This is a genomic window from Brevundimonas sp. UBA7506, from assembly GCF_002479495.1.
Lineage (GTDB): Bacteria > Pseudomonadota > Alphaproteobacteria > Caulobacterales > Caulobacteraceae > Brevundimonas.
In genome coordinates, this window is sequence record NZ_DLNQ01000008.1 from 236,637 (window position 1) to 247,026 (window position 10,390).

The 10,390-nt window shown below is 66.9% G+C and carries 11 protein-coding genes and 2 tRNA genes; 5 read left to right on the top strand and 8 right to left on the bottom strand.

Features of this window, described 5'->3' with window-relative positions; all coding sequences use genetic code 11:
- Window positions 1-71: 71 nt before the first annotated feature.
- From B3K53_RS08635 to B3K53_RS08645, 3 genes are all read left to right on the top strand, one after another.
- Window positions 72-539: a TIGR02300 family protein gene (locus B3K53_RS08635; RefSeq protein ID WP_292083801.1), complete on the top strand. Its 468-nt coding sequence runs from the start codon at window positions 72-74 to the stop codon at window positions 537-539.
- A 125-nt stretch (window positions 540-664) separates the two neighbouring features.
- Window positions 665-740: transfer RNA gene (locus B3K53_RS08640), tRNA-Ala, on the top strand.
- 46 nt (window positions 741-786) lie between these two features.
- Window positions 787-862 (top strand) — tRNA-Ala (locus B3K53_RS08645).
- A 50-nt stretch (window positions 863-912) separates the two neighbouring features.
- Here the strand turns inward: B3K53_RS08645 and B3K53_RS08650 are convergent.
- The gene (locus B3K53_RS08650; protein ID WP_292083802.1) at window positions 913-1,125 is read right to left on the bottom strand and encodes a hypothetical protein; all 213 of its coding nucleotides are present in this window, start codon (window positions 1,123-1,125) and stop codon (window positions 913-915) included.
- Between the two features lie 221 nt (window positions 1,126-1,346).
- Between B3K53_RS08650 and B3K53_RS08655 the strand changes: the two genes are divergently transcribed.
- On the top strand, window positions 1,347-2,258 hold the full coding sequence (locus B3K53_RS08655; protein WP_292083833.1) for an isopenicillin N synthase family dioxygenase: 912 nt from the start codon (window positions 1,347-1,349) through the stop codon (window positions 2,256-2,258).
- Window positions 2,259-2,339: 81 nt separating this feature from the next.
- Here B3K53_RS08655 and B3K53_RS08660 read toward each other — a convergent pair whose 3' ends face one another.
- The 3 genes from B3K53_RS08660 to B3K53_RS08670 form a co-directional block, all read right to left on the bottom strand.
- Window positions 2,340-4,199 carry a TadE/TadG family type IV pilus assembly protein gene (locus B3K53_RS08660; protein WP_292083803.1) on the bottom strand — a complete coding sequence of 620 codons (1,860 nt, stop codon included), beginning with the start codon at window positions 4,197-4,199 and terminating at the stop codon, window positions 2,340-2,342.
- A 117-nt stretch (window positions 4,200-4,316) separates the two neighbouring features.
- The gene (gene mtgA / locus B3K53_RS08665) at window positions 4,317-5,021 is read right to left on the bottom strand and encodes a monofunctional biosynthetic peptidoglycan transglycosylase (protein WP_292083804.1); all 705 of its coding nucleotides are present in this window, start codon (window positions 5,019-5,021) and stop codon (window positions 4,317-4,319) included.
- A gap of 42 nt (window positions 5,022-5,063) precedes the next feature.
- Window positions 5,064-6,029 (bottom strand): WD40 repeat domain-containing protein, encoded by a 966-nt coding sequence (locus tag B3K53_RS08670; protein ID WP_292083805.1) that lies wholly within the window; start codon window positions 6,027-6,029, stop codon window positions 5,064-5,066.
- An 87-nt stretch (window positions 6,030-6,116) separates the two neighbouring features.
- On the opposite strand from B3K53_RS08670, the gene B3K53_RS08675 reads away from it, so the two are divergent.
- On the top strand, window positions 6,117-6,809 hold the full coding sequence (locus tag B3K53_RS08675) for an alpha/beta fold hydrolase (RefSeq protein ID WP_292083806.1): 693 nt from the start codon (window positions 6,117-6,119) through the stop codon (window positions 6,807-6,809).
- Between the two features lie 142 nt (window positions 6,810-6,951).
- Here the strand turns inward: B3K53_RS08675 and B3K53_RS08680 are convergent, their stop codons facing one another.
- From B3K53_RS08680 to B3K53_RS08695, 4 genes are all read right to left on the bottom strand, one after another.
- The gene (locus tag B3K53_RS08680) at window positions 6,952-7,164 is read right to left on the bottom strand and encodes a DUF2093 domain-containing protein (protein ID WP_292083807.1); all 213 of its coding nucleotides are present in this window, start codon (window positions 7,162-7,164) and stop codon (window positions 6,952-6,954) included.
- The gene (locus tag B3K53_RS08685; RefSeq protein ID WP_292083808.1) at window positions 7,161-8,261 is read right to left on the bottom strand and encodes a CobW family GTP-binding protein; all 1,101 of its coding nucleotides are present in this window, start codon (window positions 8,259-8,261) and stop codon (window positions 7,161-7,163) included. Before B3K53_RS08685 ends, B3K53_RS08680 begins: the two co-directional genes overlap by 4 nt.
- Before the next feature lie 50 nt (window positions 8,262-8,311).
- Window positions 8,312-9,307: a cation diffusion facilitator family transporter gene (locus tag B3K53_RS08690; protein WP_292083809.1), complete on the bottom strand. Its 996-nt coding sequence runs from the start codon at window positions 9,305-9,307 to the stop codon at window positions 8,312-8,314.
- An 85-nt stretch (window positions 9,308-9,392) separates the two neighbouring features.
- A complete protein-coding gene (locus B3K53_RS08695; protein ID WP_292083810.1) occupies window positions 9,393-10,052 on the bottom strand; it encodes a hypothetical protein in 660 nt (219 codons plus the stop codon).
- Window positions 10,053-10,390: the final 338 nt, after the last annotated feature.

Consider the following 10,390-nt stretch of genomic DNA (forward strand, 5'->3'; position numbering starts at 1 on the left):
ACAGCGGCCCCCTTGGGTGGCAAGGGAGCCGGCCGAATTCCGGATTTTCAACTCCTGCCGAAGGTTATCCCGTGGCCAAACCCGAACTGGGCCAAAAGCAGGTCTGCCCGAACTGCCAGGCCAAATTCTACGATCTGAACCGTCGCCCGGCACACTGCCCCAAGTGCGACACCGAGTTCGATCCGCTTGAAGAAGCCATGCGCAACCGCCGCGTTCGCGGTCGCGCCGGCGCCGGCTTCGCCGCCGACGACGAGGCCGAGGATCAAGTCGCCGACAAGTCGGTCGACGGCGACGAAGAGGAAGAGGACGCTGAAGCCTCGACCCCCGAAATCGACGAAGAAGGCCACGAGCCGATCCTGACGCCGGACGACGACGACGACGGCGAACCCGGCGCCGACGACGCCGGCATGGGCTCGTCCGACGGCGACGACGACGACGCCCTGAGCGACGACGACGATGACTCGGTGCCCTTCATCGAGGACGAAGACGACGACAGCCTGGACGATGACCTCGTCAAGCCGTCGCGCGACGACGACTGATACCAAGGGTCGGAAAAATAAGCGGAAAAAAAGTTGTCGGACCGGCTTGATCTCTCAAAAGGCCTGACATAGTTTCCGCCCCTCGCTGGGGGCCAAAATCTCCGGCGAGGCCGACCGAAAGGTTCGGGGCTTTAGCTCAGTTGGTAGAGCGCTTGCATGGCATGCAAGAGGTCAGCGGTTCGACTCCGCTAAGCTCCACCATTCGTCTCGACCCGGTTCGCCGGCACATACCCAAGCCGCAAGGCGCGGGGCTTTAGCTCAGTTGGTAGAGCGCTTGCATGGCATGCAAGAGGTCAGCGGTTCGACTCCGCTAAGCTCCACCATCAAAGGCCTCGCGGAAGCCCCGCGGGGCCTTTGTCCTATCCGTCCCCGATCAATCCTCGTCCATGGCCCGGAACATCGCCTCGGCCTCGTCGAAGCTGTCGTAGGACAGTTGCTCGGGCGGGCGGGCGATCACGAACCAGGTGACGGACCGCTCTGGCGTCAGGGTGCGGGTCTGCTGCCAGAAGCTGCGGTCGGCCCGGGACTGGAGCAGGGTCCATGTCCCCTCCCCCTTGGGCGGCTGAGGCTGCGATCGCGCGTCCATGTCGTCCTCCATCCTGACTGAACCCGCACCCCACAACAGCGCCGCTTGAGAGTCAAAGACGAGATCGCGCCGCGAGGGCGCCGGGCTGCCAATTTGTTGCGGCAAGGCGTATGAAACCCTTCATATCACCCATTCAGAGGCATTTTCCGCCCGTGAGCTCTCCGCTGACCGCTTCCTCCGCCGAGGACCAGACCAAGACCCGCGCCATCGTCCCCGTGTCGATGAAGGGCTATGACGCCGACTTCCAGGCCTTCGCCGACGCCCTGGGCGCCTCCTTTGCTCGCTACGGTTTCGCGGTGATCGCCGACCACGGCCTTGACCAGGGCCTGATCGACGCCGCCGTGTCCGACGCCAAGACCTTCTTCGCCCTGCCGGAAGACGTGAAGCGCCAGTATCACCAGCCCGGCACGGGCGGCGCGCGCGGCCTGACGCCGTTCGGCGTCGAGGCGGCCAAGGGCGCCAAGGCCGTGGACCTGAAGGAGTTCTGGCACACGGGCCGCGAGCTGCCGGAAGGCCATCCCTATCGCCAGTACATGCGCGACAACCTCTGGCCGACCGAGGTCGAAGGCTTCCACGAGCACGTCTACGGCCTGTACGACGGCCTGGACGAACTGGGCCGTCGCGTCCTCAAGGCCATCGCCCGCTATCTGAAGCTGGACGACGACTACTTCGAGGACAAGGTCCAGCTGGGCAACAGCGTCCTGCGCCTGCTGCACTATCCGCCGGTCCCGGCCGACGCCCCGGGCGTGCGCGCCGGCGCCCATGAGGACATCAACGTCATCACCTTGCTGCTGGGCGCCGAAGAGGCGGGCCTGCAGCTGAAGGACGCCGACGGCGAATGGCTGGACATCGCCCCGCCGGCGGGCGCCCTGGTGGTCAACATCGGCGATATGCTGCAGCGCCTGGTCAACCACGTCCTGCCGTCGACGACGCACCGCGTGGTCAATCCCGCGCCCGAGCGTCGCGGCTTCGCCCGCTATTCGACGCCCTTCTTCCTGCATTTCAATCCGGACTTCCCGATCGAGACCCTGCCCTCGACGATCACCCCGGAAAACCCGGACCGCTATGCGGGCAAGACCATCCTGGCCGAGGACTTCCTGACCGAGCGCCTCAAGGAGATCCGCCTGATCTGACGGATCGGCGCATCGCCGAAGACGAAGAAAGGGCCGGCGGATCGCTCCGCCGGCCCTTTTGCCTGTCCGTCCTCGTCCGCGTCAGCGGGCGATGCGCAGCCGGGTGATGTCCCGGCCGATGGCCTTGAAGGCCTCCTTCAGGTCCGTGCCGCTTTCGGCCTTGAAGAAATGCTTGTCCTTGGAAGACGCGCATTCCTCCATCACCTCAATGGCGGTGTCGATGCCGGCCTTGCCGCGGTTCGTCCCGAGATTGAAGCCCACGGTATAGACGACGATGTTGTCCCGCTTCATCGCGTTGCACAGCGTGATGGACTGGCTGAATGGATCGCCGTTCTGGGCGTTGCAGTTGATCCGGGTGTCGGCGTCGCCGTAGCCCGCGTTCGCGGCGAGCACGCCCTGGCAATAGTTGGTGTTGAAATCGCCGTCCGTCATCAGAACGACGGCCTTCAGCGTCTTGGACGGATCGTGGGCCGCAGGAGCGCCGTCGCTCGGCCAGATGTTGCTGAAGTTCGGCGAGATCAGATGCCAGGCCGCGGCCAGACCGATCTGGCCGGCGGTGCCCCCGGTGGCGCTATAGCTGTTGATCTGACCCTTCAAAGTGTCGCGCAGAGACGTCAGCGGCGTGATCTTGGCGGAGGGACAGGCCGACTCGGTCGGATAGAGACGCCCCAGCCAGGCGTCGACGCCCGGCGCCGCGTCGGTGCCTGCGGAGGCGCCGGGCCGTTCAGTCACGCAGTTGGAGATGGTCTTCTGAAGAACACTTCCCCGCATGTTTCTGAATATCCGGACCCTGCAGCCGTCATAGCCGCACTGGGCGTCGCCGCCGCTGGTGTAGGCGGCCTGGGTCGGACCGAGGAGCGTGGTGCGGAAGGTGTTCGCGGTCACGCTGTCCACCTGCCAGGTCGCGTTGAGGTTCGTCATTCCCCGGACGCCGGACACCGCGACATAGTCGCTGTCCGACAGCTTATGATTATTGGACGTCACCACCACGGTGCATCCGGAAGCCAGGCATCGCGTGACGTTGCCGTTAGTCCCGTCCTTGCTGTAGCCGGTCGTGCTGGTCCCGTTGAGGTCGAACGTGTTCGCGTCCCTGACCGTGACCGTATAGGCCCTGTCGTTCAGGCCGCTCATATTGCTGAGGCTCTTGATCCAGACCGAGTCCCCGGTGGTCAAGCCATGGCCGTTGGCGGTCACGCGCGCCGTGCTTGCGCGGGTCACCTTGGAAATCGTCACGCTGGAACCCGCCGCCCACTCCGCCTTGGAGATCGAGGTCGTGCCGACCGGCGCGCCGCGCAGGGCGTTGGCGTAGGTATCGACGTTCACCCCGATGGAATAGGGCGCGAGAGCGACCTTGGAATAGAAGGGCGTCTGTTCGGTCTGCACCACGATGTCGATGAGTTCGTTCGCCGCCGCCTTGAGATCCTTCAACTTCTGACCGGCCATCGATCCGGTGATGTCCAGCGCCATCGCCACCTCGACGTTGCGCGAGGCGCGCAGGACTTCCGACGACGTGCCGACCGGCAGGTAGTCGTCCATCAGCTTGCCATAGGGCGGCAGAACGATATTGGCGACCAGCACCTTCACGTTCACACGGGCGTTGGCGACGATCTTGTTATTGTCCAGGGTGAAGCTGGCGGTGTCCTCGCTGTCCGGGTGGAAATAGGCGGGCATGTTCGCCTTGAGCGCCGCCAGTCCGATGCGGTTCAGATTGGTGTCGTCGGTGTATTTCGAGCGCGCGGCGGCCAGGGCGGCCGCGTCCAGCGCATCCTGCAGGTGGGCCTTCACCTTGGAGGCCTGGTGAATGTCGACCGCGCCGAGCGAGATCATCAGCAGGGCCGGCAGCGCCAGGGCGAACATCATCGCGACATTGCCGCGCGTGCCGCGCACGAAACGCAAAACAAGGCCCCGCGCCCCGCGCGCCAGCCGGTTCAGTCCGTTCATTGCGCCGTATCTCACCGTCTCGGCCCCTGAATTCCGCAGCGGACACAGGTCCGCATTCCGGCGAAGGGTGACGCGGTTCGGTTAAGGCTTGGCCCTATGCTGACGGTTAACGCCGCCTTAGCGGTCGACGCAGCGGTCCAGCCCGGCCTCGCGCACCGTGCCCATGGCGGCCTGGATGCGGCTGGCCCGTCTGCGGACATAGGGGCCGGGCGAGGCCGCCTTGTAGCGGCGCGGGCTGGGCAGGATGGCGGCCAGGCGGGCGGCTTCGCGCGCCGTCAGGTTTTCGGCGCTCTTGCCGAACCAATGGCGCGAGGCGGCCTCGGCGCCATAGACGCCCGGCGCCCACTCGGCGACGTTCAGATATATCTCCATGATCCGGCGCTTGCCCCAGACCAGCTCGATCAGGCCCGTGTAGCCGACCTCCAGCCCCTTGCGGACCCAGTCGCGGCTCGGCCAGAGGAAGACGTTCTTGGCGGTTTGCTGGCTGATGGTCGAGGCGCCGCGCCGCTTGTCTGAGCCCCGCTGCTCGGCGCGCTCATTGGCCTCCATCGCCTTCTGGATGGCCTCGACGTCAAAGCCGTGGTGCTGACAGAAGCGGGCGTCCTCGGCGGCGATCACGGCCTCGACCAGACGCGGCGAGATGTGATCCAGCGAGCGCCAGCGATAGTCCATGCCGTGGCCCGCGACCGCCTGCTTGACCATCAGGATGGTGAACAGCGGCGGCACGAAGCGGTGCAGCACCACGCCGCCGATCGGAATCAGGGCCAGGATCAGCAGCAGGGTCAGCAGCGGGCGCCGCTTGCGGGTCTTCGCACGGGTCATGCCGCCATCCTGCCGGGCTCAAGCGTCAGCGCAAGCGCGATCTCAGAGCGAGACCACGCCGGCCTGACCGTCCTCGTCGGCCCAGGCGACGCGGGTGGTGCCGGAACTCATGGCCAGGGCGACGATGGGCGCGCCCTTGTCCTTCTTGATGAAGTCCAGCCCCTGCCCCGCCGGATCGGCCCACCAGACACGGCCGTCCTCCAGCCCCGCAGCCAGACGGCCGTGCGCGGACGCGGCGGCGACCTGGGCGATCAGGGTCGTCTCATCAAAGCCGATCTCGGTCGCCTCGCGACCCATCGGGCCGTTGGCGCCGATGAAGGGCCACAGCACCACGCCCTGGGCGCCGGCCGTGGCCAGCAGCTGCCCCTTGGCCAGGAAGGCGAAGCTCTTGATCTTGGACGGATAGCCGCCCATCCGCATGTTCTTCTGATCCTTCAGGCGCCAGCCGTGCATCTGATTGTCCTGCATGGCGGTGACGACGAAGGCGCCGTCGGGCGAGAAGCCGACCGCCAGGTGCGAGCCCGCCCAGGCCATCTTGACCGGCTGCTGCTGCTCGATGCGCGCATACCACAGCCAAGCCCCGCCATAGGTCGAGGTGGCGATGCGCCGCCCCTTGGGATCAAAGGCCACGCCCGAGACGGTGCGCTCGTGCTGGAAGTCGCGACGGAAGGCCACGTCCTTGCTGTCGATCACCGACAGGGTGCGGCCCGCCGAAAAGGCGATCAGGCCGCTTTCCGTCGAGGCGGCGATGGAGTCGATCCACTGGCCCTTGGCGGTGGCCAGGACGACGCTCTCGCCCTCGCGGCTCCACACCACCTTGCCGTCATCGCCGCCGGTGACGACGCCCTCGCCCGAGGGGTGGGCGCAGGCGCACAGGACGGCCCCGTCGTGGACCTCGCTGCGGGCGCCGTTCTCGAACCGCACCGAGCCGTCGCCCAGGGCGAAGATGGCGCCCGTCTTGTCGAACAGGGCGGCGGTGACCTGGGCGTCGAAGGAGAAGGTCGGCATGTCGGCTCACGCAAGGCAGGAAAAGTCAGACGCGCCTCATAGCCTCCTGCGTCGCGTCTGTCGCCGGTCGGGCCTATAGAGACGCCCATGACGCTGCTGCTCATTCCCGGCTTCATGGCCGACGCCACCCTGTGGGACGCCATGACCGACGATCAGGCCCCCTTTGCGCCGCTGGTCGCGACCGACCTGAGCCGGGGCGAGGACATCGAGACCATGGCCGCCGCCATCCTGAGCGACGCGCCCGACCGCTTCGTCGCCGTGGGCTTTTCGATGGGCGGCTATGTGGCGCGCGAACTGGCGCGTATCGCGCCGGACCGGGTCACGGCCCTGATCTTGATCGCCACCTCGGCGCGCGGCGACACCGAGGAATTGGTCCGCCAGCGCCGCTCGGCCCTCAAGGCCGCGCCCAAGGCCTTCAAGGGCTTGAGCCGCCCGGCCATCGTCTCGTCGCTGCATCCCGATCTGGCCGGGGATGAGGCCATGATCGCGCGCGTGCGCGACATGGGCTTGAGGCTGGGCGGCGAGGTCTTCCATCGCCAGTCGGCCATGGCGCGCGCCGGCGACCGCGACCGACTGGACGAGATCACCCAGCCGACCCTGATCGTGGCGGCCGACGCCGACCGGCTGCGTGGGGCGGACGAGGCCGAGGAGTTGCATCGGGGGATTGCGGGTTCGACCATGGTTCACGTCGCGCGCAGCGGGCACATGATCCCGCTGGAACAGCCACAGGCGCTGGCCAAGGTGATGACGGACTGGCTGGCGACGCTACCCACCGCCTAGCCGCGCCCCTCTTCCGTCATCCCCGCGAAAGCGGGGACCCAGACGTTTGCTAATTAACGCCGGATTGCGTTTGTGAAGCGCGAGGTCAGCCAGTTCTTACCGCCTGGGTCCCCGCTTTCGCGGGGATGACGGCGATAGGGGATCAGCCCCTGTGCGTCTCGACCCAGCGCTGCGTCATCAGCGCGCCCGAGGCATAGGCTTCCTGAAGCTCGACGCTCCAGTAGTTGAGCATGTCCAGCGGGATGGGGACGCCCGAGACGGCGCAGACGACGTGGTCGCCGCCCTTGATGATCTCGAACTCGGGCGTGCCGTAGATGACCTTGGCCTCGACCCGGGCGCGAGGGGGCGGGTTCATGCCGCGCAGGCCTCGAACCCGGCCTTCAGTTCGGCTTCGTTCAGGTCGCGGCCGATGAAGACGGCGCGGCTCCAGCGGCGCTCCTTGTCGCCCCAGGGCTTTTGCAGGTCGCCTTCCAGGATCATGTGCACGGCCTGGAAGACCAGGCGGCGGTCCTCGCCGTCCACGTCGATGATGCCCTTGGCGCGCAGGATGTTCTGACCCTGCTCGCCCAGCAACCTATCCAGCCAGGCGGTGAACTTGGCGCCGTTCAGCGGACGATCCAGCGTCAGCGAGACGCCCTTGATGTCGTCGTTGTGGGCGTGACCGCGCGGGCCGTGGTCGTGGTGATCGTGATCGTGATCGTGGTCATGGCCGCAGTGCTCGTCGTGCACATGGTCATGATCGTGATGGTCGTGACCGCAGTGTTCGTCGTGGACGTGGCCCTCGGCGCCGTGGGGCGGGTTCACGAAGTCCGGCTTGACCTCGAGGATGCGCTCCAGATCGAAGGCGTGCAGGCCCAAGACCTGATCCAGCGGCACGTTCGAGCGCTCGGCGCGGACGATGGGGGCCAGGGGGTTCAGGGCGCGCAGACGGCTCTCGACGGCGGCCAGTTCATCGTCCGTCGCCAGATCGACCTTGTTCAGGATGATGCGGTCGGCAAAGGCCACCTGCTCGCGCGCTTCCTTGGAGTCATCCAGACGCGCCATGACATGCTTGGCGTCGACCAGGGCGGTGACGCTGTCCAGCTGGGTCTTGGCCTTGACCTCTTCGTCGACGAAGAAGGTCTGGGCCACCGGGCCGGGGTCGGCCAGGCCGGTCGTCTCGACGATGATGGCGTCGAAGGCGGGCTTGCCGGGGCGCTGGCGCTTCATCAGGCCGTTGACGACGCGGATCAGGTCGCCGCGCACCGTGCAGCAGACGCAGCCGTTGTTCATCTCGAACACATCCTCGTCGGCGCCGACCACCAGGTCGTTGTCGATGCCGATCTCGCCGAACTCATTGACGATGACGGCGTAACGCTTGCCGTGATCCTCGGTGAGGATGCGGTTCAGCAGGGTGGTCTTGCCGGCGCCGAGGTAGCCGGTGAGGACGGTCACGGGAGTCTTCTGGGTCATGGGCGGCTAGATGGCGGCTAGAGGGCCGGAAGGGAAGAGGCGCGGCGCGCTTAACAGGTCGGGCAGTCCGGCAGGGCGCCGCTTTCCAGCTGGAAGGTGGTGTGGCTGACGCCGAAGCGGCTGCGCGCCAGGCCTTGCGCCTCGGCCAGCAGGGCGTCGGCGTCGGGCCGGTCGTGGACCAGGTGCGCCGTCAAGGCCGTGTCCGTGGTGGACAGGCCCCAGATGTGCAGATCGTGCACGGCGCTGACGCCCGGCAGGGCCAGAAAGGCGTCGCGGACCTGACCCACCTCGACCCCGTTCGGCGCGGCGTCCAGCGCCAGATTGACCGAGTCCTTCAGCAGGCCCCAGGTCCCGATCATGATGACAGCCACAATACCCAGGCTGACCAGGGCGTCGATCACGGCCCAGCCGGTCAGCAGGATCACGGCGCCCGCCACCACCACCCCCAACGACACGGCGGCGTCGGCCATCATGTGCAGATAGGCGCCGCGCACGTTCAGATCCTTGTGCTGGTCCTTCATGAACAGCAGAGCCGTGCCCAGGTTGATGAAGAAGCCGATGCCCGCCACCACCATGATGACGCCCGACGCCACCGGCGCGGGCTCGGCCAGCCGCCGCACCGCCTCGAAAGCGATGGCCCCGCAGGCGAAGATCAGCAGCAGGGCGTTGCCCAGGGCGGCCAGCACGGTGGCCTTGCCGTATCCATAAGTGCGCTTGGGCCCCGCCGCGCGCCGCGCCAGCCAGGCGGCGCCGCCGGCCATGGCCAGACCCAGGACGTCGGACAGGTTGTGGCCCGCATCGGCCATCAGGGCCGTCGAATCGGCCCAGAGTCCGGCCCCGAACTCGCAGGCCACGAAGGCCAGGTTGACGATCAGGCCGACAGCATAGCGCCAGTCGCCGGTATCGACCGGCCCATGATGGTGGCCGCCGATCCCGTGGGAATGGCCGTGCCCGTGATCATGGCCATGCGCATGACTATGGCCGCCGGGTCCATGGTCATGCCCGTGCGCGTGGTCGTCATGGTCGTGTGCGTGGTCGTGCGCCATGAAGACCCTCTAGGCTCGCCCGCCGCATCGCGTCAACGACGACAAACACAAGTCATTGAATGTAAATACATAACCTATCAGCGCCTCAGTGCTGGTGCGCCATCACCAGGAAGCCGATCAGGATCAGGGCCACGCCCAGAATAGCCCCTTCATAACGCGCCCAGCGCTCCAGCCGCAGGATGGAGTATCCTGCGCTGGCCAGGGCCGCCAGCAAGGTCATGCCCAGCACGGTCCCCGCCGCGAAGGCGAGCGTCAGCAGCCCCAGAGCCATGACCCCCTCGGTCGCTGACGACAGATAGATAGGCAGCAGCACCTCGCCCGGCGTCACCGCCATCATCAGCACCAATCCCCAGAAGGCGGCCCGATCCGACACGGCCGGCTCAGGCACCTCGGCCTCCGGCCCTGTCGCCGTGATCGGCTTCTGCAGCGAGGCCCGCGCCAGATAAAAGGCGCCGAACAGGAACAGCAGGGCCGCCGACAGGTGCGGCAGCAGGCCGCCGATCCAGGCGTTCAGCGCCAGCCCCGCCGCCACGATCAGCGACCCGACCAGGGCGGTGGACGCGATGTGCGCCAGCCCCGCCGTCACCGCCACGGTCATGACCCGCATCAGGCTCCACCGCTGCGCCCGTCCCACCAGAACGAACGGCAGCCAGTGGGTCGGCAGGGCGGCGTGCAGGAAGGCCGCGACGAATCCCCCGCCCAGCAAGGAGATCAGTACGGGCTGCTGGAGATCGGGCGGCGACATTCCGCGCCTTCTATACTGTTACTTTGTAACGGTCGAGAGCCGATCCGAACGAATCTGCCGCACGCGCCCTCTCACGCGCGGGCGTTCTTCCTATTGCGGATGAACGACAAATCAGACCACATCATCGCTGCAGCGCCGCCTGCGCGGGGTTTTAGCCCCGAATGCCGCCCTTTCGCGTTGACTCTGGCGCGCCCTTCCGTATATGTCGCCGCTCTTCGCCCGCAGGGTCTCCTAGCGGGCGCATTCTTTTTTGCGTTCACGCTGAGGCTTCCAAATGTACGCGGTGATCAAGACCGGCGGAAAGCAGTACCGGGTTCAACCGGGCGATGTGATTGTTG

Excerpts from the sequence above, each read along its gene's own strand:
- mtgA (WP_292083804.1), bottom strand. The coding sequence starts at position 5,021 with ATGACCCGTGCGAAGACCCGCAAGCGGCGCCCGCTGCTGACCCTGCTG.
- B3K53_RS08670 (WP_292083805.1), bottom strand. The coding sequence starts at position 6,029 with ATGCCGACCTTCTCCTTCGACGCCCAGGTCACCGCCGCCCTGTTCGAC.
- B3K53_RS08685 (WP_292083808.1), bottom strand. The coding sequence starts at position 8,261 with ATGACCCAGAAGACTCCCGTGACCGTCCTCACCGGCTACCTCGGCGCC.
- B3K53_RS08695 (WP_292083810.1), bottom strand. The coding sequence starts at position 10,052 with ATGTCGCCGCCCGATCTCCAGCAGCCCGTACTGATCTCCTTGCTGGGC.
- B3K53_RS08680 (WP_292083807.1), bottom strand. The coding sequence starts at position 7,164 with ATGAACCCGCCCCCTCGCGCCCGGGTCGAGGCCAAGGTCATCTACGGC.
- B3K53_RS08650 (WP_292083802.1), bottom strand. The coding sequence starts at position 1,125 with ATGGACGCGCGATCGCAGCCTCAGCCGCCCAAGGGGGAGGGGACATGG.
- B3K53_RS08675 (WP_292083806.1), top strand. The coding sequence starts at position 6,117 with ATGACGCTGCTGCTCATTCCCGGCTTCATGGCCGACGCCACCCTGTGG.
- B3K53_RS08690 (WP_292083809.1), bottom strand. The coding sequence starts at position 9,307 with ATGGCGCACGACCACGCACACGACCATGACGACCACGCGCACGGGCAT.
- B3K53_RS08660 (WP_292083803.1), bottom strand. The coding sequence starts at position 4,199 with ATGAACGGACTGAACCGGCTGGCGCGCGGGGCGCGGGGCCTTGTTTTG.
- B3K53_RS08655 (WP_292083833.1), top strand. The coding sequence starts at position 1,347 with ATGAAGGGCTATGACGCCGACTTCCAGGCCTTCGCCGACGCCCTGGGC.